General features: G+C 60.8%; 13 protein-coding genes and 1 pseudogene. 9 read left to right on the forward strand and 5 right to left on the reverse strand.

Annotated features, from left to right (window positions below):
• The first annotated feature begins 121 nt into the window (after positions 1 to 121).
• The 5 genes and pseudogenes from PspCFBP13508_RS02300 to PspCFBP13508_RS02320 all read left to right on the forward strand — a co-directional run bounded on the left by PspCFBP13508_RS02300 (position 122) and on the right by PspCFBP13508_RS02320 (position 8804).
• Positions 122 to 3229 (forward strand): efflux RND transporter permease subunit, encoded by a 3108-nt coding sequence (locus tag PspCFBP13508_RS02300; RefSeq protein WP_137213515.1) that lies wholly within the window; start codon positions 122 to 124, stop codon positions 3227 to 3229.
• Positions 3226 to 4695, forward strand: a complete 1470-nt coding sequence (locus tag PspCFBP13508_RS02305; RefSeq protein ID WP_137213516.1) for an efflux transporter outer membrane subunit — start codon at positions 3226 to 3228, stop codon at positions 4693 to 4695. Before PspCFBP13508_RS02300 ends, PspCFBP13508_RS02305 begins: the two co-directional genes overlap by 4 nt.
• Positions 4696 to 4966: 271 nt before the next feature.
• Positions 4967 to 5461 (forward strand): annotated as a pseudogene (locus PspCFBP13508_RS27540) (hypothetical protein); the annotation flags it as partial.
• 337 nt (positions 5462 to 5798) lie between these two features.
• Entirely contained in the window at positions 5799 to 7880 is a 2082-nt protein-coding gene (locus PspCFBP13508_RS02315; RefSeq protein WP_137213518.1) for an EAL domain-containing protein, read from the forward strand.
• 177 nt (positions 7881 to 8057) lie between these two features.
• Positions 8058 to 8804 (forward strand): SDR family oxidoreductase, encoded by a 747-nt coding sequence (locus tag PspCFBP13508_RS02320; protein WP_130912948.1) that lies wholly within the window; start codon positions 8058 to 8060, stop codon positions 8802 to 8804.
• Between the two features lie 131 nt (positions 8805 to 8935).
• Here PspCFBP13508_RS02320 and mapR read toward each other — a convergent pair whose 3' ends face one another.
• The 3 genes from mapR to PspCFBP13508_RS02340 form a co-directional block, all read right to left on the reverse strand.
• Positions 8936 to 10345 carry a GntR family transcriptional regulator MpaR gene (gene mapR / locus PspCFBP13508_RS02330; protein WP_071172353.1) on the reverse strand — a complete coding sequence of 470 codons (1410 nt, stop codon included), beginning with the start codon at positions 10343 to 10345 and terminating at the stop codon, positions 8936 to 8938.
• 238 nt (positions 10346 to 10583) lie between these two features.
• Positions 10584 to 12014: a cytochrome c oxidase accessory protein CcoG gene (gene ccoG / locus PspCFBP13508_RS02335; RefSeq protein WP_122507281.1), complete on the reverse strand. Its 1431-nt coding sequence runs from the start codon at positions 12012 to 12014 to the stop codon at positions 10584 to 10586.
• Between the two features lie 195 nt (positions 12015 to 12209).
• Positions 12210 to 12458, reverse strand: coding sequence for a DUF3203 family protein (locus PspCFBP13508_RS02340; RefSeq protein ID WP_137213519.1), 249 nt, complete (start codon positions 12456 to 12458; stop codon positions 12210 to 12212).
• A 123-nt stretch (positions 12459 to 12581) separates the two neighbouring features.
• Here PspCFBP13508_RS02340 and PspCFBP13508_RS02345 point away from each other — a divergent pair, with 123 nt between their 5' ends.
• Positions 12582 to 13094: an MgtC/SapB family protein gene (locus tag PspCFBP13508_RS02345; protein ID WP_016774631.1), complete on the forward strand. Its 513-nt coding sequence runs from the start codon at positions 12582 to 12584 to the stop codon at positions 13092 to 13094.
• A gap of 123 nt (positions 13095 to 13217) precedes the next feature.
• On the opposite strand, the gene PspCFBP13508_RS27385 is transcribed toward PspCFBP13508_RS02345, so the two are convergent.
• Positions 13218 to 13376, reverse strand: a complete 159-nt coding sequence (locus PspCFBP13508_RS27385) for a hypothetical protein (protein WP_163012245.1) — start codon at positions 13374 to 13376, stop codon at positions 13218 to 13220.
• A 217-nt stretch (positions 13377 to 13593) separates the two neighbouring features.
• Between PspCFBP13508_RS27385 and PspCFBP13508_RS02350 the strand changes: the two genes are divergently transcribed.
• The 3 genes from PspCFBP13508_RS02350 to glgB all read left to right on the forward strand — a co-directional run bounded on the left by PspCFBP13508_RS02350 (position 13594) and on the right by glgB (position 21353).
• A complete protein-coding gene (locus PspCFBP13508_RS02350) occupies positions 13594 to 15591 on the forward strand; it encodes an alpha-1,4-glucan--maltose-1-phosphate maltosyltransferase (RefSeq protein ID WP_137213520.1) in 1998 nt (665 codons plus the stop codon).
• A 186-nt stretch (positions 15592 to 15777) separates the two neighbouring features.
• The gene (gene treS, locus PspCFBP13508_RS02355; RefSeq protein ID WP_137213521.1) at positions 15778 to 19119 is read left to right on the forward strand and encodes a maltose alpha-D-glucosyltransferase; all 3342 of its coding nucleotides are present in this window, start codon (positions 15778 to 15780) and stop codon (positions 19117 to 19119) included.
• Positions 19120 to 19121: 2 nt separating this feature from the next.
• On the forward strand, positions 19122 to 21353 hold the full coding sequence (glgB, locus tag PspCFBP13508_RS02360; RefSeq protein ID WP_016774635.1) for a 1,4-alpha-glucan branching protein GlgB: 2232 nt from the start codon (positions 19122 to 19124) through the stop codon (positions 21351 to 21353).
• Between the two features lie 130 nt (positions 21354 to 21483).
• Here glgB and PspCFBP13508_RS02370 read toward each other — a convergent pair whose 3' ends face one another.
• The gene (locus PspCFBP13508_RS02370; protein ID WP_137213523.1) at positions 21484 to 22536 is read right to left on the reverse strand and encodes an autotransporter outer membrane beta-barrel domain-containing protein; all 1053 of its coding nucleotides are present in this window, start codon (positions 22534 to 22536) and stop codon (positions 21484 to 21486) included.
• Between the last annotated feature and the right edge of the window lie 82 nt (positions 22537 to 22618).

Below are 22618 nucleotides of genomic sequence, written 5' to 3' on the forward strand. Positions count from 1 at the left end.
TTCCCTGTGGGAGCGAGCCTGCTCGCGAAAGCGGTAGGTCAGTCACTGCCAAAGTTGAAGGTAAGGACGCATTCGCGAGCAGGCTCGCTCCCACAGAGGTATGCGGGGAGAACAAGAGTCGATGAACCTCTCCGGACCTTTCATCAAACGCCCCGTGGCAACCATGCTGCTCTCCCTGGCAATCATGTTGCTCGGCGGCGTCAGCTTCGGTCTCTTGCCGGTATCGCCGCTGCCGCAAATGGATTTCCCGGTGATCGTCGTCCAGGCCAGTCTGCCGGGCGCAAGTCCCGAGGTGATGGCTTCGACAGTGGCGACGCCACTGGAGCGTTCGTTCGGTGCGATTGCCGGCGTCAACACCATGAGCAGCCGCTCCAGTCAGGGTTCGACGCGGGTGATTCTGCAATTTGACCTCGACCGCGACATCAACGGCGCGGCGCGGGAAGTGCAAGCGGCGATCAATGCCTCGCGCAACCTGCTGCCAAGCGGGATGCGCAGCATGCCGACGTATAAAAAGGTCAACCCGTCGCAGGCGCCGATCATGGTGCTGTCGCTGACCTCGGATGTGCTGGAAAAAGGCCAGCTCTACGACCTGGCCTCGACCATCCTTTCGCAAAGCCTGTCGCAAGTGCAGGGCGTTGGTGAAGTGCAGATCGGTGGCAGTTCGCTGCCGGCGGTGCGCATCGAACTCGAACCGCAGGCGCTGAACCAGTACGGCGTGGCCCTCGACGATGTGCGCAAGACCATCGCCGACGCCAACGTGCGCCGGCCCAAGGGCTCGGTCGAGGACGGCGAGCGCTTGTGGCAGATCCAGGCCAACGACCAGTTGGAGAAAGCCAAGGATTATGAGTCGCTGATCATTCACTACGCCGACGGTGCCGCGTTGCGTCTCAAGGATGTGGCGAAAGTCAGCGATGGCGTCGAAGACCGTTACAACAGCGGTTTCTTCAACGACGACGCGGCGGTGCTGCTGGTGATCAACCGCCAGGCCGGCGCCAACATCATCGAAACGGTCAACGAGATCAAGGCGCAGTTGCCCGCGCTGCAAGCGGTGCTGCCGGCCAGCGTCAAACTCAATCTGGCCATGGATCGCTCGCCGGTAATCAAGGCCACGCTGCACGAAGCCGAGATGACCTTGCTGATCGCCGTCGCCCTGGTGGTGCTGGTGGTCTACCTGTTTCTGGGTAACTTCCGCGCCTCGCTGATCCCGACGCTGGCGGTGCCGGTGTCGCTGGTCGGTACCTTTGCGGTGATGTACCTCTACGGGTTCTCGCTGAACAACCTGTCGCTGATGGCGCTGATTCTCGCCACCGGTCTGGTGGTGGACGACGCCATCGTGGTGCTGGAAAACATTTCCCGGCACATCGACGAGGGGGTGAAGCCAATGCAGGCCGCGTACCTCGGCGCTAAAGAAGTCGGCTTTACCCTGCTGTCGATGAACGTCTCGCTGGTGGCGGTGTTTCTGTCGATTCTGTTCATGGGCGGGCTGGTCGAAAGCCTGTTCCGCGAATTTTCCATCACCCTGGCGGCGGCAATCGTGGTGTCGCTGGTGGTGTCCCTGACGCTGACACCGATGCTCTGCGCGCGCTGGCTCAAGCCGCACACCCCGGGCCAGGAAAACCGCCTGCAACGCTGGAGCCACAAGACCAACGACTGGATGGTCGGCAAATACGCCACCAGCCTCGACTGGGTATTGCGTCATCGACGTCTGACCTTGCTCAGCCTGCTGCTCACCGTTGGCGTCAACATTGCGCTTTATGTGGTGGTGCCGAAAACCTTCCTGCCGCAGCAGGACACCGGCCAGTTGATCGGTTTCGTGCGTGGCGACGACGGTCTGTCGTTCAACGTCATGCAGCCGAAAATGGAAACCTTCCGCCGCGCCGTGCTCAAGGACGAAGCGGTGGAAAGCGTGGCCGGGTTCATCGGCGGCAACAACGGCACCAACAACGCCTTCATGATCGTGCGCCTGAAGCCGATCAAGGAGCGCCAGCTTTCAGCGCAGAAGGTCATAGAACGCCTGCGCAAGGAAATGCCCAAGGTGCCCGGGGCGCAGTTGATGCTGATGGCCGACCAGGACCTGCAATTTGGCGGCGGCCGCGAGCAGACCAGTTCGCAATACACCTACATTCTGCAAAGCGGCGATCTTGCCGAGCTGCGCAAGTGGTTCCCGAAAGTGGTCACCGCGCTGCGTGCGTTGCCCGAGCTGACTGCCATCGATGCCCGCGAAGGTGCCGGGGCGCAGCAGGTGACGCTGATTGTCGACCGGGATCAGGCCAAACGCCTGGGGGTCGACATGAACATGGTCACCGCCGTGCTCAACAACGCCTATAGCCAGCGGCAGATTTCGACGATCTACGACAGCCTCAACCAGTACCAGGTGGTGATGGAGGTCAATCCGAAATACGCCCAGGATCCGGTGACGCTCAAGCAGGTCGAAGTGATCACCGCTGACGGTGCGCGGGTGTCGCTGTCGACATTCGCCCATTACGAAAACAGTCTGGAAAACGACCGGGTCAGTCATGAAGGCCAGTTCGCGTCCGAAAGCATTTCCTTTGACATGGCTGAAGGCGTGACCGTGGAGCAGGGCAGTGCCGCCATCGAACGGGCGATCGCCAAGGTCGGCTTGCCGGAGGATGTGATCGCGAAAATGGCCGGCACCGCTGACGCCTTCGCCGCCACGCAGAAGAGCCAGCCGTTCATGATCCTCGGTGCGTTGCTGGCCGTGTATCTGGTGCTCGGTGTGCTGTATGAAAGCTACATCCACCCGCTGACCATTCTTTCGACCTTGCCCTCGGCCGGGGTTGGCGCGTTGCTGTCGATCTATGCACTGGGCGGCGAGTTCAGCCTGATTTCCCTGCTGGGGATATTCCTGCTGATCGGCGTGGTGAAAAAGAACGCCATTCTGATGATCGACCTTGCGCTGCAATTGGAGCGGCATGAGGGCCTGTCGCCGCTGGAGTCGATCCGCAGCGCCTGCCTGCAACGCTTGCGGCCGATTCTGATGACCACGCTGGCGGCGATCCTCGGCGCTTTGCCGTTGCTGCTCGGCCGCGCCGAGGGTGCGGAAATGCGCCAGCCGCTGGGCCTGACCATCATTGGCGGCCTGGTGTTCAGCCAGGTCCTGACCCTTTACACCACCCCGGTGGTTTACCTCTATCTCGACAAGCTGCGCCATCGTTTCAATAAATGGCGTGGCGTGCGCACTGACGCCGCTCTGGAAACTCCGCTATGACTGACCGTTCGCTTATCCAATTGGCCACCGTCCGCGGCTCGCGCCTGTTGAGCCTGTCGCTGTGCGTGGCGCTGCTCAGCGCTTGCGCAGTCGGCCCGGACTATCAGCGTCCGCAAACTGCCGAAATCGCTCAGTTCAAGGAAGCCGAAGGCTGGCGTCAGGCCAACCCCAGCGACTCGCTGGCCCGTGGCGCCTGGTGGGAGTTGTACGGCGATCGGCAGCTCAACGCCTTGGTGGAAAAACTCAACAGCTCCAACCAGACCGTTGCCCAGTCCGAAGCGCAGTTTCGTCAGGCGCAGGCTTTGGTGCGCAGCGCGCGTGGGGCGTTTTACCCCAGCGTCGACCTGAGTCTGGGCAAGACCCGCTCCAGCCAGGGCACCGGTAGCAGCAGTTCGAGCCTGAGCAGTTCCTCAAGCGGCATCCGCGACACCTACAACGCGCAACTGGGCGTCAGTTGGGAAGCGGACGTGTGGGGCAAGCTGCGCCGTGGACTGGAGGCGGATGAGGCCAACGCCCAGGCGAGTTTTGCCGATCTGGCGGCGATGCGTCTGAGTCAGCAATCGGAGCTGGTGCAGAACTACCTGCAACTGCGGGTCATCGATCAGCAGAAGCGTTTGCTCGAGGCCACCGTTGCCGCTTATGAACGCTCGCTGAAGATGACCCAGAACCAGTACCGCGCCGGAGTTTCCGGGCGTGATGCGGTGGCGCAGGCGCAAACCCAGTTGAAAAGCACCCAGGCCGATCTGGTCGACCTGATCTGGCAGCGTGCACAGTTTGAAAACGCCATCGCCGTACTGACCGGCGAAGCACCGGCCAACTTCAGCATTGCCGAAAGCCAGAGCATCCCGAATCTGCCGCAGGTACCGCTGAGCTTGCCTTCACAACTGCTGGAACGCCGTCCGGACATCGCTTCGGCCGAGCGCTCGGTGATCGCCGCCAACGCCAACATCGGCGTGGCGAAAGCCGCGTATTACCCGGACCTGACCCTGAGCCTGAGCGGCGGCTACAGCAGCAGTACCTCGAAAAACCTGATCAGCCTGCCGAACCGTTTCTGGTCGGTCGGCCCACAGCTGTCGTTGCCGCTGTTCGACGGTGGCATCCGTTCGGCCGAGGTCGAACGCAGCGAAGCGGCCTACGACGAAACCGTCGCGCGCTACCGGCAGACCGTGCTCGACGGTTTCCGCGAAGTGGAAAACTACCTGGTCCAGCTCAAGGTGTATGAAGACGAAGCGGCGGTACGCCAGGAAGCGCTGGATGCCGCCCGCGATTCCCTGCGCCTGACGGAAAACCAGTACAAGGCCGGGCTGATTGCCTATATCGACGTGGTGGTGGTGCAGGCCACGGCGCTGAGTAACGAACGTAGTGTGCTTAATATTCTGCAGAGTCGATTGATTGCCAGCGTGCAACTGATCGCCGCACTGGGCGGCGGCTGGGATGGGCAACTGGACGTCAGTGATAATCGCTGAACCTGTGGGAGCGCGCTTGCTCGTGAAAGCGGTGGGTCAGTCGAGCGAGATGTTGAATGTGCCGACGCATTCGCGAGCAAGCTCGCTCCCACAGGGATTCGCGTTCGAAGGGTGAAGTGTGGCTGGACGCTGAAAATTGTGCGAGCGAGCCTGCTCGCGAAAGCGGTGGGGCAGGCAACTACGATGGTGGCTGTGCCGGCGCCTTCGCGAGCAGGCTCGCTCCCACAGGGATTCGCGTTCGTATGATGAAGGGTGGCTGGACGCTGAAAATTGTGGGAGCGAGCTTGCTCGCGAAAGCGGTGGGTCAGGCAACTACGATGGTGGCTGTACCTGCGCCTTCGCGAGCAGGCTCGCTCCCACAGGGATTCGCGTTCGAAGGGTGAAGGGTGGCTGGACGCTGAAAATTGTGGGAGCGAGCCTGCTCGCGAAAGCGGTGGGTCAGGCAACTACGATGGTGGCTGTACCTGCGCCTTCGCGAGCAGGCTCGCTCCCACAGGGATTCGCGTTCGAAGGGTGAAGGGTGGCTGGACGCTGAAAATTGTGGGAGCGAGCTTGCTCGCGAAAGCGGTGGGTCAGGCAACTAAGATGGTGGCTGTACCTGCGCCTTCGCGAGCAGGCTCGCTCCCACAGGGATTCGCGTTCGAAGGGTGAAGTGTGGCTGGACGCTGAAAATTGTGGGAGCGAGCTTGCTCGCGAAAGCGGTGGGTCAGGCAACTCGATGGTGGCTGTGCCGGCGCCTTCGCGAGCAGGCTCGCTCCCACAGGGATTCGCGTTCGAATGGTGTAGGGTGGCTGGACGCTGAAAATAGTGGGAGCGAGCCTGCTCGCGAAAGCGGTGGGTCAGGCAACTCGATGGTGGCTGTGCCGGCGCCTTCGCGAGCAGGCTCGCTCCCACATGGATTTGTGTCTGGCGTGAGATCACTTTCACAAGGTGTGCTTAAAGCCCACCGCAGAGCCTTGTAGGACGATCGAACAAGCGTTTCATCGGCTTGATGGCAATTTGGTTACTTTGTCAGTGCGTTCTTCCGTGCAATCAGTACAATCGCCGCATTTGCCCGACCGAGAATGGAAGCAGTACGGTTTCGGCTTGTCACGAGAACGTCCATGCTCATCGGCAGCTACTCCTTCACTCTGGTTTTGATTTCGTTGTGCGTGGCCATTCTGGCCTCCTACACGGCGCTCGACCTGACCGGGCGCATCGCCACGGCGAAAGGCCGGGCCGTGCATTTCTGGACGGCGGGCGGGGCGTTGGCGATGGGCGTTGGCGTCTGGTCGATGCATTTCATCGGCATGCTCGCCTTCAAACTGCCGATCGACCTGGGCTATGACTTCGCCCTCACTGCGCTGTCGCTGCTGATCGCGGTGCTGTCCTGCGGTTTCGCCTTGTGGCTGGTCAGCCAGCCGAAGCTGCCCCTGGCGCAACTGGCCTTCGGTGCGCTGATCATGGGGGCGGGCATCAGCGCCATGCATTACACCGGCATGGCCGCGCTGCGCATGACCCCGGGCATCGATTACGACCCGACCCTGTTCAGCGCCTCCCTGCTGATTGCCGTCGGCGCCTCGGCAGCGGCGTTGTGGATTGCCTTTCGCCTGCGTCAGCAATCGCCCTATGTGCGGCTGATTCGTGCTGGCGCGGCGGTGATCATGGGGGTGGCGATTGTTGGCATGCATTACACCGGCATGGCGGCGGCGCAGTTTCCTGACGGCAGTTTCTGCGGCGCGACACTCAATGGCTTGAAGGGCAATGGCCTCGACAGTCTGGTCGTGGTCACCACGCTGGCGGTGCTGTCAATTGCCTTGTTGACCTCGATCCTCGACGCCCGCCTCGAAGCGCGCACCGCTGATCTGGCGCACTCGTTGACGGTGGCCAATCGCGAACTCACCCAACTGGCCCTGCACGACCCGCTGACCAGTCTGCCCAATCGCATGTTGCTCGACGACCGCATCAATCAGGCGATCAGAAAAGTTGAAGAGCAGGGCGGCTGCTTCGCCTTGATGTTCATCGACCTCGACGGCTTCAAACCGGTCAACGACGCATTCGGCCATCACATGGGCGACCAATTGCTGCGCGAAGTCGGCGCGCGTCTGCGTGAGGATTTGCGCAGCCAGGACACCCTGGCGCGAATCGGTGGCGATGAGTTCGTTCTGCTGGTGCGCTTGAGCGAGCCCAATGACGCCTTGAGCCTGGCCGCGCGTCAGGTCGGCCTGATCGGTCGCACGTTCCGCGTCGCCGAGCATGACCTGCAGATTTCCGCCAGCGTCGGCATCGCCCTGTATCCAGGCAACGGCGCCAACGCCCAGGAACTGCTGATGAACGCCGACGCCGCGATGTACCACGCCAAGGGCGGCGGCAAGAACGGCTACAGCTTCTTCGATGCATCGATGAACACCAACGCGCGCAAGCAATTGCAACTGTTGCAGGACCTGCGCGCGGCCATCGAGCACAACCAGTTCTGCCTGCATTACCAGCCCAAATTCGACGCCGCCAATGGCCGTCCGGTCGGTGCCGAAGCGCTGCTGCGTTGGAAGCATCCGCTGCATGGCATGTTGATGCCGGACAAGTTCATTGATCTGGCGGAGAAAACCGGGCTGATCATTCCGATGGGTGAATGGGTCCTGAACGAAGCCTGCCGGCAGATGCGCGAATGGTACGTGCTCGGTTACACCGACTGGCGCATTGCCGTAAACCTCTCGGCGTTGCAGTTTTGCCATGCCGGGCTGGTGCAAAGCGTGGCCAAGGCGCTGGCCACCCACCATTTGCCGGCCAACAGCCTGACTCTGGAAATCACTGAAACCACAGCCATGAGCGACGCCGACGCGAGCATGACCGTGCTGCAAGAGTTGTCGGACATGGGCGTCGACCTGTCGATCGACGACTTCGGCACCGGTTATTCCAGCCTGATGTACCTCAAGCGCCTGCCGGCCAATGAGCTGAAGATCGACCGCGGTTTCGTCCGTGATCTGGAGCACGACAGCGATGATGCGGCGATCGTCTCGGCGATTGTCGCGCTGGGGCAGGCGCTGGACTTGCGGATTGTCGCCGAGGGTGTCGAGACCGGCGCGCAACAGGATTTCCTCACCAAACTGGGCTGTGATTCGCTGCAGGGCTATCTGCTTGGCCACCCGATGCCGGCGGAGCGCTTCATGCAGGACATCGTGCGTGGGCAGCGATTGGCGGTGGTCTGAGAGACCGAGTCATCGTTCTTCGCGAGCAGGCTCGCTCCCACAGGTGATCGCATTCCCTTGTGGGAGCGAGCTTGCTCGCGAAGGCGTCCGGCCAGACGCCACAGACTCCATGCAAAACCCGCCAATCGCAGTTATTCTTCCCCCGACTGTTACGTGTGCACGTGGGGGAAGGCCAGCATGGATAAAGTCATTGTCATCACCGGTGGCGGGCGCGGAATCGGCGCGGCTACGGCATTGTTGGCAGCCGAACAGGGCTACCGGATCTGCATCAACTACCAGTCGGATGAGCAGGCCGCACACAGCGTACTCGAACAGGTTCGCGCCTTGGGCGCCCAGGCCATTGCGGTTCGCGCCGATGTCAGTATCGAAGACGAAGTGATCGCGATGTTTCAGCGTGTTGACAGCGAACTGGGCCGGGTTACTGCGCTGGTCAACAACGCCGGCACCGTCGGGCAAAAGTCGCGGGTCGATGAAATGTCCGAATTCCGCATCCTCAAAATCATGAAAACCAACGTGCTGGCGCCGATCCTCTGCGCCAAGCACGCGATCCTGCGCATGTCGCCCAAACACGGCGGGCAGGGCGGCAGCATCGTCAACGTCTCCTCGGTCGCGGCACGCCTCGGTTCGCCGAACGAGTACGTTGATTACGCCGCATCCAAAGGCGCGCTCGACACCTTCACTATCGGTCTGTCGAAAGAAGTGGCGGGCGAGGGCATTCGCGTCAATGCCGTGCGTCCGGGTTACATCTACACCGACTTCCATGCCCTGAGCGGCGACCCGGATCGGGTCAGCAAGCTCGAATCGGCGATTCCCATGGCCCGGGGCGGGCGGCCGGATGAAGTGGCGGAGGCGATTGTCTGGTTGCTGTCGGACAAGGCGTCGTATGCGACCGGGACGTTTGTTGACTTGGGGGGTGGGCGGTAAACCGGTGGATTTGCAGTGTTAAAGCCGGCCTCTTCGCGAGCAGGCTCGCTCCCACATTGGTTCTGTATTCACAAATCAACTGTGGGAGCGAGCCTGCTCGCGAAGGGGCCAGCCCAGACAACACCTATCCGTCAAAACGACCGCACAATCCGCCCCAACGTCTCCATGGCCTTTTCCGATTCCTCGGTCCACGGGCTGCCGTAATTCAAGCGAATGCAATTTCTGAAACGCTGGGTCGGCGAGAAAATCGGCCCCGGCGCGATGCTGATGCCTTGTGCCAGTGCCATCTGGAACAGCTTCAGCGAATCCATCTGCTCCGGCAACTCCAGCCACAGAAAGTAGCCCCCCGCCGGCTGGCTGACCCGGGTCTGCGCCGGAAAGTAACGGGCAATCGCCGCGAGCATCGCGCTCTGCTGTTCTTCCAGGGCATAACGCAGTTTGCGCAGATGCCGATCGTAGCCGCCGTGTTGCAGATAATCGGCAATTGCCGCTTGCGCCGGCATCGAAGCGCACAGCGAGGTCATCAGCTTCAGTCGCTCGATCTTCTGCGCGAAACGCCCGGCCGCCACCCAGCCGATGCGGTAGCCGGGGGCGAGACTTTTGGCGAACGAGCCGCAATGCATGACCAATCCTTCGGTATCAAAAGCCTTGGCCGGTTTTGGCGCCTGTTGCCCGTAATAAAGCTCGGCGTAGACGTCGTCCTCGATCAACGGCACCTGATGCTGACGCAGCAGTTCGACCAGTTCCTGTTTCTTCGCCTCGGGCACGGTCGCGCCCATCGGGTTCTGGAAACTGGTCATGCACCAGCAGGCCTTGATCGGATGGCGTTCCAGAGTTTGCGCGAGCACGCCGAGGTCGATGCCGTCACGCGGGTGCACGGGGATTTCCACGGCTTTGAGCTTCAGGCGCTCCAGCACTTGCAGGCAGGCATAAAACGCCGGGGCCTCGATGGCCACCAGATCGCCGGGCTCGGTCACTGCTTGCAGGCACAGGTTCAGCGCTTCGAGAGCGCCGTTGGTGATGAGCAATTCTTCCATCGGCAACATCAGCCCGCCGACCATGTAGCGCAGGGCAATCTGCCGCCGCAGTTGCGGGTTGCCCGGCGACATATCGGTGACGACCATGCGCGGATCCATCTCCCGCGCGGCGCTGGCCAAGGAGCGCGACAGGCGTTGTAGCGGGAACAGCGTCGGGCTGGGGAAGGCCGAGCCGAACGGTACGGTATTGGGGTCTTTGATCGAATCGAGTACCGAGAACACCAGTTCGCTGACGTCAACCTCGGTGGACTCGTTGACCTGACTGCTGATCACCGGCTCGGAGAATGTGCTTGGCGTATGGGCGTTGACGAAGTAACCGGAGCGCGGCCGGGCGCGGATCAGGCCGCGGCGTTCGAGCAGGTAATAGGCCTGGAATACGGTCGACGGGCTGACCCCGTAAGCCTGGCTGGCATAGCGCACCGACGGTACCCGCTGACCAGGGCCGAGGACGCCGGAGCGGATCAGTTCAGCGATGTCGTCGGCGAATTTTTCGTAGCGTTTCATCGGTGGGCCTTGGTGGACTTAATTTTGTGGGGTGTCAGGGAAGGAGCCCTCACCCTAGCCCTCTCCCAGAGGGAGAGGGGACTGATTGGGGGATGCTGATGAAATACGCCGACCTGACAGTGCTTTGCCGAATCCATAATCGACTCGGTCTTTCAGGTCGATGCATAGCGACAGACACCTCGGTCGGCTCCCTCTCCCTCCGGGAGAGGGCTGGGGTGAGGGCAGCAATGCCAGCTCCTCAGCGATTCATCGGCGCCACAAACCGGCTGTTCGCCACGCTGTATACCTGCGGCTCGTCACTGTCTTCAATCCTGAAACTCAATGTCTGCGAACTGCTCGCCGGCCGCTCAGTGGTCATCGCCACCGACACCGGCACATCGACAATCTCCCCGGGCGCCAGGCTCAATGCCGTTTTGCCCTGCAACTCAAACCCGTCGCCATCAACCAGACTCAACCGGTAATCCTGCCGTTGCTGAGTCTTGTTGATCACTTTCAGCGAATAAATATTCTCGATCTGCCCCTGAGCGTTCTCGCGGAACAACCCGCGATCCTTGGTTACGTCCAGCGACACCATCGGCCGCTCGATCAATGCTAATGCCAACGCTCCAATCATCACCAGCAACACCGCCGTATAGCCAATCAGGCGCGGACGCAGCAGGTGGGTCTTGCCGCCCTGCAATTCGCGCTCGGAACTGTAGCGGATCAGGCCGCGCGGGTAATGCATTTTGTCCATGATCGAATCGCAGGCGTCGATGCATGCTGCGCAGCCGATGCATTCCATTTGCAAGCCATCGCGGATGTCGATGCCGGTCGGGCAGACCTGCACGCATAACTGGCAGTCGATGCAATCACCCAGGCCAGCTTCGACCGGGCGTACATCACGCTTGCGCGGGCCACGGTTTTCGCCTCGCGCGGCGTCGTAGGCGATGGTCAGCGTGTCCTTGTCGAACATCACGCTCTGGAACCGCGCATACGGGCACATATGCATGCACACCGCTTCACGCAGCCAACCGGCGTTGATATAGGTGGCGGCGGCAAAAAACAGCACCCAGAACAGGCTGACCCCACCGATCTGCAGGGTCAGCAGTTCTTCGGCCAGCGGCCGGATCGGCGTGAAATAGCCGACGAAGGTCAGGCCGGTGATTACGCTGATTGCCAGCCACAACGTGTGTTTGGCGGCGCGCCGCGCCAGTTTGTTCAGGCTCCATGGCGCGGCTTGCAGTTTGATTCGCTGGTTGCGCTCGCCTTCGGTGATCTTCTCGCACCACATGAAGATCCACGTCCACGAACTCTGCGGGCAGGTGTAACCGCACCAGACGCGACCGGCAAACACGGTGATGGCGAAGAGTCCGAACGCAGCAATGATCAGCAGGGCCGAGAGCAGAATGAAATCCTGCGGCCAGAACGTCGCGCCGAAGATATGGAATTTACTTTCCGCCAGATCCCACAGCACCGCCTGCCGACCGCCCCAGTTCAGCCACACGGTGCCGAAGAACAGCACAAACAGAAGTCCGGCACCGCTCATACGCAGGTTGCGGAACAGACCGGTGAAACTGCGAGTGTGGATCTGCTTGTCGGTGGATCCGGCGGTCGCTTTCAGTGGGCGCGCGGGTACGCTTTTTATCGTTGGCGATGCTTCTACGGTTCGGACGGGGATTTGCTCGCTCATGTTCGTTCGCTCATCAGCCTCCATCAGGCCGATGCACTATGAGCGGCGATCTGTTTGCAGAACAGACTCAGGTTTGGCAATAAAAAGCGGATCAGATGAGGTTTGACGCAATGCCTGCGACAACTTGAAGCAACCTGCCAGGCAAGGCGCAAACGCCTATTGCAGGCGTCTGCGTCGGGTGTTGATCGAGATCAATCAAACCACCGAATCACTGTCATCGGCCTTCAGATGTTTGCGCCCGTCCCTGGCCCCGGCGACGGTCAAGGCATCGGCTTCTGCTTCGGTGATGTAGGTGCGTTTGCCTTCGATTTCCACGAACGACATGGCTTTGTCGCTATCGGTCAGGACTTCGAGGGTGTCGCAGATGCGAATTTCCTCACCATGCTCGACGGTAAAAAAACACACTTTCTGCTCGGGGTTGGATTCATCGATTCGAACGGGCATGGCGGCAGTCCTTGTTCCAGGGAGGTCTGCATATTAGGAAGCGCAGCGCGCCGATCGTTCTGCGCAACCGATTAATGGTCGCTGTTGTCCATCGCTTATCAAGCCAATAACAAGGGAGGCACGATGGAAGACTGGTGGGATGAAGTGTGGGCCACGATGCAAGCCGAGTTCGCCGATATCGGTGATGCCTCGCAAATGACCCGGATCACCGTACGCCTGGTGATGGCGGCGATTCTTGGCGGGATTCTCGGTTTCGAGCGCGAACATAAAGGCAAGGCAGCAGGCGTGCGCACGCACATGCTGGTGGCGCTCGGCGCCGCACTATTCGTATTGGTGCCGCAGACCTCGGGTGCGGAATCCGATGCCATGAGTCGGGTATTGCAGGGCGTGATTGCCGGGATCGGCTTTCTCGGCGCTGGGACCATTCTGAAAAATCAGCAGGGCGACGAGGCCCATGTCAAAGGCCTGACCACGGCGGCGGGCTTATGGATGACGGCGGCGATCGGCGTGGCAGCCGGGCTGGGCAAGGAAGCGACGGCATTGCTCAGTACCATTCTGGCGCTGGCGATTTTCAGCGTGATGCCCTACGTGGTGAGAGTGTTCGAAAAGGATGTCGACAAGAACGACCACCTCTAGCTAATCACTCGGTCCCGTGTAGGAGCTGCCGAAGGCTGCGATCTTTTGATTTGCATTGCCGCGCGGCAAAGAGATCGCAGCCTTCGGCAGCTCCTACAGGGATGGCACGCAGACATGCCAATGTCAGACGATCACCGGCGGCATCGTGCTCGGTGGCTCTTCCTTCGGTGGTGGCGTGGTGCCTGGCGGCTCTTGCTCGGGCACCGGTGGAGGTTCGGTGTCCGGCAGGGTGGGTTTGTCGATGTTCGGATCGGGCGTTTCCGCCGGGATCGGGATGCTCATCAGGTGACCTCCGTATGGCACATGGCGTGGGACGTGCTTAAGTGAGTTGACCCGGCCACGGCAAATTCGATCCGCAGGTTTGTCTTGTTAATTTCATCTGAACTTTTCCCCGCGCCGGTTGCTCGGAACCTAAGTGAGTTCATGACAGGGCCGGCGCTTTCTCGCGAATACTGTTCCGGCACAAGAGCGTCCTTGGGGCGTTAAGGAGAGATGCTCAATGACTGCTGAAAGACCTTCAGAGCTGAGTTACAACCCGCACATGCCGCTGTCGCAGGCGTTGCTGCTGCCACGTATCGTCATCGAAAACACCATGCCGACCCTCGACGGTGGCCAATTCGCGGTCAAATCGATTGCCGGGCGCGAAGTAGTGGTGACCAGCAAAGTCTTTGCCGACGGCCATGACAAGCTCGCCGTGCGCATTCGCTGGCGCGAGGAAGGCCAGGAAACCTGGCAGACCGAGGTCATGTCCGATCAGGGCAACAACACCTGGCAAGGCCAGTTCCGCCCCGAGGAACAGGGCCGCTACCTGTATTGCATCGAAGCGTGGATCGACCATTTCGCCAGCTTCCAGTACGAACTGGAAAAGAAGCACAGCGCGGCGGTGCCGGTTTCTCTGGAGCTGCAGGAAGGCCGGACGATGGTGCAACAGGCCGCCGAACGCAGCGAAGGCCAGCTCAGCGAGCAGCTCGCGGCGCTGCACCATGAATTGTCGGGCCTGCTCGAAACCGAGCAGGTCGCCCTGTTTCTGCACTCGCGCAGTGCAGAGCTGATGGCTCAGGCCGATCACCGCGCCTATCTGAGCGTCAGCGCCGAATTCCCCATGGACGTCGAGCGCGAACTCGCCGAGTTCGCCAGTTGGTATGAGTTGTTTCCACGCTCGATCACCGACGATCCCCAGCGTCACGGCACGTTCAACGATGTGCACTCGCGTCTGCCGATGATTCAGGACATGGGTTTCGACGTGTTGTACTTCACGCCGATTCACCCGATCGGCCGCGCCCACCGCAAGGGCCGCAACAATTCCCTGACCGCTGGCCCAGACGATCCCGGCAGCCCGTACGCGATTGGTAGCGAAGAGGGCGGCCACGAAGCGATTCACTCGCAACTCGGCACCCGTGAAGATTTCCGCCGTTTGGTGGCCGCCGCCGCCGACCATGGCCTGGAAATCGCTCTCGACTTCGCCATCCAGTGTTCCCAGGACCACCCGTGGCTCAAGGAGCATCCGGGCTGGTTCAACTGGCGCCCGGACGGCACGATCAAATACGCCGAAAATCCGCCGAAGAAATACCAGGACATCGTCAACGTCGACTTCTATGCGCCGGACGCGATTCCGAGCCTGTGGGTCGAGTTGCGCGACATCGTCGTCGGCTGGGTCAGGGAAGGCGTGAAAATCTTCCGCGTTGACAACCCGCACACCAAACCGCTGCCGTTCTGGCAATGGCTGATCGCCGATGTGCGCACCCTGTACCCGGAAGTGATCTTTCTCGCCGAGGCCTTCACCACGCCGGCGATGATGGCCCGTCTGGGCAAGGTCGGTTATTCGCAGAGCTACACCTATTTCACCTGGCGCAATACCAAGGCCGAGCTGGCGGAATATTTCACCGAACTGAATCAGTCGCCGTGGCGCGAATGCTATCGGCCGAATTTCTTCGTCAATACTCCGGACATCAACCCGGCGTTCCTGCATGAGTCGGGGCGTCCCGGTTTCCTCATTCGCGCGGCGCTGGCGACTATGGGCTCGGGGCTGTGGGGCATGTATTCCGGTTTCGAATTGTGCGAATCGGCGCCAGTACCGGGCAAAGAGGAATATCTGGATTCGGAGAAATACGAAATCCGCGTCCGCGATTTCACCGCACCCGGCAACATCATTGCCGAGATCGCCCAGCTCAACCGCATCCGCCGGCAGAACCCGGCGCTGCATACGCATCTGGGCCTGAAAATCTACAACGCCTGGAACGACAACATTCTGTACTTCGGCAAGCGCAGCGCCGATGGCAGCAATTTCATTCTGGTCGCGGTCAGCCTCGATCCGCACAACGTGCAGGAAGCGAATTTCGAACTGCCGCTGTGGGAAATGGGCCTGCCGGACGACGCCACCACCCATGGTGAAGATCTGATGAATGGCCATCGCTGGGACTGGCACGGCAAATATCAGTTCATGCGCATCGACCCGGCGTATCAGCCGTTCGGGATTTGGCGGATTACAGCTTCGTAACATTTGAACCGCACTTGTGGCGAGGGGATTCATCCCCGCCGGGGCGCGCAGCGGCCCCTTTTTTCAAGCTGCACCGCGTTAATAATTTGCGACTGCTGCGCAGCCGAACGGGGATAAATCCCCTCGCCACAGGGGCTCACCAATGCGAGTCCCTCGGTGTATCAGAGAATTTTTCAGGAGTTCCACATGGCGAAGAAACCCAAGGCAGCCGCCTTCATCAAAGACCCGCTCTGGTACAAGGACGCGGTGATCTATCAGGTTCACGTCAAATCGTTTTTCGACTCCAACAATGACGGGATCGGCGACTTTCCCGGGCTTATCGCCAAACTCGATTACATTGCCGACCTCGGCGTCAACACCATCTGGCTGCTGCCGTTCTATCCCTCGCCACGCCGCGACGACGGTTACGACATCGCCGAATACCGTGGCGTGCACAGCGACTACGGGACCATGGCCGACGCCAAGCGCTTCATTGCCGAAGCGCACAAGCGCGGTCTGCGGGTGATTACCGAACTGGTCATCAACCACACCTCCGACCAGCACCCGTGGTTTCAGCGTGCGCGTAAAGCCAAGCCGGGTTCGGCGGCGCGGGATTTCTACGTCTGGTCCGATGATGACCAGAAATACGACGGCACGCGGATCATCTTCCTCGATACCGAGAAGTCCAACTGGACTTGGGACCCGGTCGCCGGCCAATACTTCTGGCACCGCTTCTATTCGCATCAGCCGGATCTGAACTTCGATAACCCGCAAGTCATGAAAGCCGTGTTGTCGGTGATGCGTTACTGGCTGGACATGGGCATCGACGGTCTGCGTCTCGATGCGATTCCGTACCTGATCGAGCGCGACGGCACCAACAACGAAAACCTGCCCGAGACCCATGACGTCCTCAAGCAGATCCGTGCCGAGATCGACGCCAACTACCCCGACCGCATGCTGCTGGCCGAGGCCAATCAGTGGCCGGAAGACACACAGCTGTATTTCGGTGACACCGATGCCGCTGGGGTCAATGGCGACGAATGCCACATGGCCTTCCACTTCCCGCTGATGCCGCGCATGTACATGGCGTTGGCGCAGGAAGATCGCTTCCCGATTACCGACATTCTCCGGCAGACCCCGGAAATTCCGGCGAATTGCCAATGGGCAATTTTCCTGCGCAACCACGATGAGCTGACCCTGGAAATGGTCACCGATCGTGAGCGCGATTACCTGTGGAACTACTACGCGGCTGACCGTCGCGCGCGAATCAACCTCGGTATTCGCCGCCGACTCGCGCCGCTGATGGAGCGCGACCGTCGCCGCATCGAACTGCTCAACAGCCTGCTGCTGTCGATGCCCGGCACGCCGACCCTGTATTACGGCGACGAAATCGGCATGGGCGACAATATCTACCTCGGCGACCGCGACGGCGTGCGTACTCCAATGCAGTGGTCGATCGACCGCAACGGCGGTTTCTCCCGCGCCGATCCGGCCAGTCTGGTACTGCCGCCGATCATGGATCCGCAGTATGGCTATCAGTCAGTCAACGTCGAAACCCAGTCCGGCGATCCGCATTCGCTGTTGAACTGGACGCGGCGCCTGCTGGCCGTGCGCAAGCAATCGAAAGCGTTCGGCCGTGGCACGTTGAAAATGCTCTCGCCGGCCAACCGACGCGTGCTGGCTTATACCCGCGAATACACCGATGCCGACGGCAAGCACGAAATCATTCTGTGCGTGGCCAACGTCTCGCGCAGTGCGCAAGCTGTGGAGCTGGATCTGTCGGCGTACGTCGGCATGGTGCCGGTGGAAATGCTCGGCGGTAACGCGTTCCCGCCGATCGGTCAGTTGAATTTCCTTCTGACCCTGGCGCCGTACGGTTTCTATTGGTTTGCGCTGGCGGCGGAAAACCAGATGCCGAGCTGGCACGTCGAGCCGGCACAGAGCCTGCCGGACTTCACCACACTGGTGCTGAAAAAACGCATGGAAGAGCTGCTCGAAGCGCCGTCGCGTACGACGCTGGAGCAAAGCATTCTGCCGAGCTGGCTGCAGAACCGTCGCTGGTTCGCCGGCAAGGACGCGGCGATCGAGAAGGTCAATCTCGCTTATGGCGTGCGCTTCGGCGATGCCCAGCATCCGGTGCTGCTCAGCGAAATCGAAGTCACCAGCGGTGGCCAGACCAATCGGTATCAACTGCCGTTCGGCTTCATCGCCGAAGACCATGTCGGCCCGCCGTTGCCGCAGCAATTGGCGCTATCGCGTGTTCGTCGTGTGCGTCAGGTCGGCCTGATTACCGATGCGTTCAGTCTGGAAACCTTCGTCCGCGCCGTTCTGCAAGGCATGCAGAACAACACCGTACTGGAGTCGATTGAAGGCGAAATCCGCTTCGAACAGACAGATCATCTGGAAAAACTCGGCCTCGGCGCCGAGTCGGATGTGCGCTACCTGTCGGCCGAGCAATCGAACAGCTCCGTGGTTGTCGGCAACAGCCTGGTGCTTAAGCTGATACGCAAAGTGGCTTCTGGCGTACACCCGGAACTGGAGATGAGCGCTTACCTGACCGAGGCCGGGTTTGCCAATATCTCTCCGCTGCTGGGTTCGGTGATTCGCCGCGATGCTCAAGGAGAAGACAATCTGCTGATGATCGCGCAGGGCTATCTGAGCAATCAGGGCGATGCATGGGAATGGACGCAGAACAACCTCGAACGGGCGTTGCGCGATGAACTGGCCGACGCCATGTCCGAGCAGGAGCAGCATTACAACGCGCTCGGCGAGCTGAGGGACTTCGCCGGCATGCTCGGTCAGCGTCTGGGCGAGATGCATCAGGTGCTCGCTGCGCCAACCGAGAACGCCGACTTTGCGCCGCAAGTGTCGTCGAGCAAGGACATGGCCGCGACGGCCAAGGATGTCACCGCCCAGGTCGAACATGCCTTGAAACTGCTCAAGCAGCATCAAGGCGAGTTGAACGCGGCGGATCAGAAACTCGTCAAGCGTCTGCTCGACGAGAAGAAAACCATTCTTGCCCATGTGCAGGATCTGGCGAAGAAAGCCACTGGCGGCTTGCGCATTCGGGTGCATGGCGACTTGCACCTGGGTCAGGTACTGGTGATCAAGGGCGATGCCTACCTGATCGACTTCGAGGGCGAACCGGCGCGGCCGTTGAGTGAGCGTCGCGGCAAGCACAGCCCGTACAAGGATGTCAGCGGCGTACTGCGTTCGTTCGATTACGCAGCGGCGATGACCATCAATGTGCATAACGTCGACAACAGCGTCGAAGCCGAAGCGGCGCGTAAACGTGTCGCCGAGCGTTATCTGCGCGAAGCACGCGAGGCATTTGTCCAGGCATACCGCGAGGCAGCAGCTAGTCTTGAGCATGCCTGGCAGGATCCTCAGGGTGCCGACGCCGCGCTGGCGTTGTTCGGCCTGGAAAAAGCCGCTTATGAAGTGGCCTACGAGGCGGAAAACCGCCCAACGTGGCTGCCCGTGCCATTGCACGGCTTGTATGGATTATTGACAGGGCTTAAACCCTTTTCCGATCTTGGTGGAGAGTAGTCATGAGTTTCTCGAACAAGGAACAGGGTGTGGTAAAGGAAGCATTATTACCCTCGGCGCGCGACATCGATGCGTTGGTGCGCGCTGAACATCAGGACCCGTTTTCCATTCTCGGCCCGCACGGCGATGGCGCTGGCGGACAATTCATCCGCGCTTATCTGCCGGGTGCGCTGAGTGTGGCGGTGCTGGACAAGGACAGCGGCGAAGAGCTTGGCCCGCTGGAGATGACCGAGACGCCGGGGCTGTTTGTCGGCCATTTCGATCAGGCGCGACCGTACCTGTTGCGCACGCGCTGGGCCGGTGGCGAGCAGGTCGCCGAAGATCCGTACAGCTTTGGCCAGCTGCTGGGCGAAATGGATTTGTATCTGTTTGCCGAAGGCAATCACCGTGACCTCAGCGCTTGCCTCGGTGCGCAGCTGAAAACCGTCGATGGTGTCGACGGTGTGCGCTTTGCCGTGTGGGCACCGAATGCCCGGCGTGTCTCGGTGGTCGGCGATTTCAACGTCTGGGACGGTCGTCGTCACCCGATGCGCCTGCGCCATCCTTCGGGCGTATGGGAGTTGTTCATCCCTCGCCTGCAAGCGGGGGAGTTGTACAAGTACGAAATCCTCGGCGCCCACGGCATTCTGCCGCTCAAGGCCGACCCGATGGCGCTGGCCACCAGCCTGCCACCGGACACCGCCTCGAAAGTCGCCTCGCCGTTGCAAATCGATTGGCAGGATCACGAGTGGATGAATTCCCGTCAGGATCGTCAGCAGCGCTCCAAACCTTTGTCGATCTATGAGTTGCACGCCGGCTCGTGGCAGTGCGAACTGGATGATCTCGGCGAGGTTGCGCGCCAGTACACCTGGCCGGAACTGGCCGAGCGGTTGATTCCTTATGTCAAAGAGCTGGGTTTCACCCACATCGAATTGATGCCGATCATGGAGCACCCGTTCGGCGGTTCCTGGGGCTATCAATTGCTCTCGCAGTTCGCGCCGAGCGCGCGTTACGGCACGCCGGATCAGTTCGCCGCGTTCGTCAACGCCTGTCACCAGGCCGACATCGGTGTGATTCTCGACTGGGTACCGGCGCATTTCCCCACCGATACCCATGGTCTGGCGCAGTTCGACGGCACCGCGCTGTACGAATACGGCAATCCGCTGGAAGGCTTCCATCAGGATTGGGACACGCTGATCTACAACCTCGGTCGCACTGAAGTGCACGGCTACATGCTGGCCTCGGCGCTGCACTGGCTGAAACACTTCCACATCGACGGCCTGCGTGTTGATGCCGTGGCGTCGATGCTGTATCGCGACTATTCGCGCAAGGCTGGCGAATGGGTGCCGAACCGCCACGGCGGTCGGGAGAACCTGGAGGCTATCGACTTCCTGCGTCATTTGAACGACGTGGTTGAACTGGAAGCGCCGGGTGCGCTGGTGATTGCCGAAGAATCCACCGCATGGCCGGGCGTCAGCCAGAGCACCCAGCAGGGCGGCCTGGGCTTTTCCTACAAATGGAACATGGGCTGGATGCACGATTCGCTGCACTACATCCAGCAGGACCCGGTGTACCGCGCCCATCACCACAACGAGTTGAGCTTTGGTCTGGTCTATGCCTGGTCGGAACGCTTCATCCTGCCGATTTCCCACGACGAAGTGGTGCACGGCAAGCACTCGCTGATCGACAAGATGCCCGGCGACCGCTGGCAGAAGTTCGCCAACCTGCGCGCCTATCTGAGCTTCATGTGGACGCATCCGGGCAAGAAGCTGTTGTTCATGGGCTGCGAGTTTGGCCAGTGGCGCGAGTGGAACCACGATCAGCAGCTGGACTGGTACCTGCTGCAGTATTCCGAGCACAAAGGTGTGCAGAAACTGGTTGGCGATCTCAACCGGCTGTATCGCGAAGAGCCGGCGCTGCATGATCAGGACGACGCGCCGCAAGGCTTCCAGTGGTTGATTGGCGATGATGCGATCAACAGCGTTTACGCATGGCTACGCTGGAGTAAGGACGGCTCGCCGGTGCTGGTGGTTGCCAACTTCACACCGGTACCGCGCCAGTCGTATCGGGTCGGCGTGCCGTTTGCCGGGCGCTGGACCGAGCTGTTCAACAGTGACGCCGACATTTACGCCGGCTCCAACTATGGCAATGGTGGCGGGGCATTGACCGATGAAGTACCGAGTCATGGTCAATCGTTGTCGCTGGAACTGAATCTTCCGCCGTTGGCGGTTTTGATTCTCAAGCCGCAGGGCTAGCAGCTGTGGGAGCGAGCCTGCTCGCGAAGGCGTCATGTCAGTCAACGATGATGTTGAAGGTGATACCGCTTTCGCGAGCAGGCTCGCTCCCACAAGGTTCTTCAGCGTTCAGCGTTCAGCGTTCAGCAGATCACCAGCGCATCCGCACGCCAAGGCTGCCGATGATCCCGTTCAGGTCATTGTCATCCACATCGCTGCTGTAATCGGCGCTCATGTACAGGCTTACCGCCGGTGTGACCCGCGCCACCAGGCCCAAACCCAACTCCACTGTTGAAGACTTGCGGCTGCTGCTGATCTTGTCGACCTGATCGAGCGTCACCGTGCTGCCGGTGTAAACGGTGTGCCAAAGGTTGGTGCGCACGTAGGGTTCGACAGGCAACCCGTTCAAGTCATAACTGCCTTTCAACCGCGCACCGACGCGGCCACTCCACGCGGTCAGGTCGGTGGAAGAGGCATTGCCCGAGCCGGCGTACGGAGCGTCGAGACTGATGCGCTGGTTGATCAGTTGTGCCTGCGGTTCGACCACCCAGTTTTCACTCAAGCCGATCGGGTAACCGCCTTCGACGGAAAAGGTCATCGCATTGCCTTCGGTGGCTTGCCGATTACCTTGCGCAGTGCGACTGAAGCCGCTGACCCGACCGCCGCTGGCCGACAGGTCGACGTGCCAGCCTTGCGCACCCACCAGACTGTAATAGGCGCCGAGGCTCTGGCCTTGCAGGTTGAGGCTGTCAGTGTTGCGGTCGGCGAGGGCACGTCGGGTCAGCGCACCATCGGCATTCAGCTGGACCTGATTGTCGCCACCTATAAGACCAAGGGTCTGAGTAGTCCCGTTAGCGCTTTTCAACGTGACCACGGCCGGACCTTTGAACTCGCCAGCGGCCATCGCATAACCGGATGAAAGTGCGTCGGTCTGTGCTTGCCGAGCGCTTTTACCGTACAGCTCGTCCCAGGCAGATGGGGCAAGATCCTCAGTGATCAGGCGCGAACTCTGCTGACTCAATGGCAGCGGTCCGAGTGTTATCACGGTTGCTGGCAGGGTCAGCACCGGAACGTCCGTGCGATACCACGCGGGTTCGTCCGCCGCAGATCCCGCATGCGCCTCCATGGACGAGCAGAGCAACAGCGAACCTGACACTGTGCAAAGGGTGATTTTCAGTTCGTGTGGGGTCAGTGAAGTTTTCATGGAGGTCTACCTTGCAAGCGCATGCGTCATCTCGTGTTTGGCGTCTCTCCTACCCCGAATGAGGGGCGACCGAATAGAGCGG

Source organism: Pseudomonas sp. CFBP13508, assembly GCF_005233515.1.
Classification (GTDB): domain Bacteria; phylum Pseudomonadota; class Gammaproteobacteria; order Pseudomonadales; family Pseudomonadaceae; genus Aquipseudomonas; species Aquipseudomonas mercuritolerans.

Excerpts from the sequence above, each read along its gene's own strand:
- PspCFBP13508_RS02370 (WP_137213523.1), bottom strand. The coding sequence starts at position 22,536 with ATGAAAACTTCACTGACCCCACACGAACTGAAAATCACCCTTTGCACA.
- mapR (WP_071172353.1), bottom strand. The coding sequence starts at position 10,345 with ATGAAACGCTACGAAAAATTCGCCGACGACATCGCTGAACTGATCCGC.
- glgB (WP_016774635.1), top strand. The coding sequence starts at position 19,122 with ATGAGTTTCTCGAACAAGGAACAGGGTGTGGTAAAGGAAGCATTATTA.
- PspCFBP13508_RS02345 (WP_016774631.1), top strand. The coding sequence starts at position 12,582 with ATGGAAGACTGGTGGGATGAAGTGTGGGCCACGATGCAAGCCGAGTTC.
- PspCFBP13508_RS27385 (WP_163012245.1), bottom strand. The coding sequence starts at position 13,376 with ATGAGCATCCCGATCCCGGCGGAAACGCCCGATCCGAACATCGACAAA.
- PspCFBP13508_RS02315 (WP_137213518.1), top strand. The coding sequence starts at position 5,799 with ATGCTCATCGGCAGCTACTCCTTCACTCTGGTTTTGATTTCGTTGTGC.
- PspCFBP13508_RS02340 (WP_137213519.1), bottom strand. The coding sequence starts at position 12,458 with ATGCCCGTTCGAATCGATGAATCCAACCCCGAGCAGAAAGTGTGTTTT.
- treS (WP_137213521.1), top strand. The coding sequence starts at position 15,778 with ATGGCGAAGAAACCCAAGGCAGCCGCCTTCATCAAAGACCCGCTCTGG.
- PspCFBP13508_RS02320 (WP_130912948.1), top strand. The coding sequence starts at position 8,058 with ATGGATAAAGTCATTGTCATCACCGGTGGCGGGCGCGGAATCGGCGCG.
- PspCFBP13508_RS02300 (WP_137213515.1), top strand. The coding sequence starts at position 122 with ATGAACCTCTCCGGACCTTTCATCAAACGCCCCGTGGCAACCATGCTG.
- PspCFBP13508_RS02350 (WP_137213520.1), top strand. The coding sequence starts at position 13,594 with ATGACTGCTGAAAGACCTTCAGAGCTGAGTTACAACCCGCACATGCCG.
- ccoG (WP_122507281.1), bottom strand. The coding sequence starts at position 12,014 with ATGAGCGAGCAAATCCCCGTCCGAACCGTAGAAGCATCGCCAACGATA.
- PspCFBP13508_RS02305 (WP_137213516.1), top strand. The coding sequence starts at position 3,226 with ATGACTGACCGTTCGCTTATCCAATTGGCCACCGTCCGCGGCTCGCGC.